Raw genomic sequence first — 868 nt, 5'->3', positions numbered from 1 at the left:
TTTATTTTTAACATTTATAATTATTTAAAGTTTTAAACTATATGAAACCTTTATTTACATATATGTGAATGAAAGGAAATATTTAATTATGTTTAAAGTATATTTAAGTGAAATTAAGTTTAATCAAATTATAAAAGATAAGTCAAATAAAGATGTTTATTATGATGTTTATACATTTTTACGAGTTGAAGGTAAAAAAATAGTTGGTAAAGAGTATCAAGATAAATGAGTTCGCAAAGATAGTGATTTTCAAAATAGTTTGCCCGAAATGATTGAAGGTAGTTTTTACTATATAGAACTTGGTTTTAATGGTAAAGTATCAAAAATATTGCCTTATGAAGAAAATTATAACGATCAAGATTTTATTAATAAATATTCTAATAGTTCAGCAATAACAGAAAGCAATAATTAATATGCAACAACAGTTATGTATGGTTTGCGTTAATGATACTGTTTGAGAAAATGGTTCTACTTATTGCTGAAACTGTGTTAATGAAAATGTTGTTTTAATTAATCAATATTATTCTAGGTTAGATAATGAAAAAACAAACTAAGTTGTATAAACAACGATTAGAATATTTAGTTAATATTATCAATCAATGTTTACCTACTAAAATACCATTATTTATGTTAAAAAAAGCATTAAAACATTTATTAAAAAAAGAAAATATTAATTTACAAATTCTTACAGAAAAAGAGTTTTTAATTTTAAATGAAAAATTAAAAAATAAATTTTTAAAAATAGAAAGTGAGAGTGATTAATTTGAGTGATAATGTATTTTCAATGATTATTATATTTTGCCTATCATTGGAATTATAAACTTTTTAATTAATCCTATCGGAAAATCAATTACTACAATTAATTTTA

Annotated in this window: 2 protein-coding genes; both read left to right on the top strand. The window is 20.4% G+C overall.

What is annotated here, in order from left to right:
• The first annotated feature begins 88 nt into the window (after positions 1–88).
• Complete coding sequence (locus TS70_RS06680) at positions 89–412, top strand: hypothetical protein (protein ID WP_127093207.1); 324 nt, start codon at positions 89–91, stop codon at positions 410–412.
• Positions 413–537: 125 nt separating this feature from the next.
• A complete protein-coding gene (locus TS70_RS06675; protein WP_127093208.1) occupies positions 538–762 on the top strand; it encodes a hypothetical protein in 225 nt (74 codons plus the stop codon).
• The last annotated feature ends 106 nt before the right edge of the window (positions 763–868 follow it).

The organism is Spiroplasma sp. hyd1, from assembly GCF_016082235.1.
Lineage (GTDB): Bacteria > Bacillota_I > Bacilli_A > Mycoplasmatales > Mycoplasmataceae > Spiroplasma > Spiroplasma poulsonii.
This window is presented reverse-complemented; position numbering and strand designations above follow the sequence as displayed.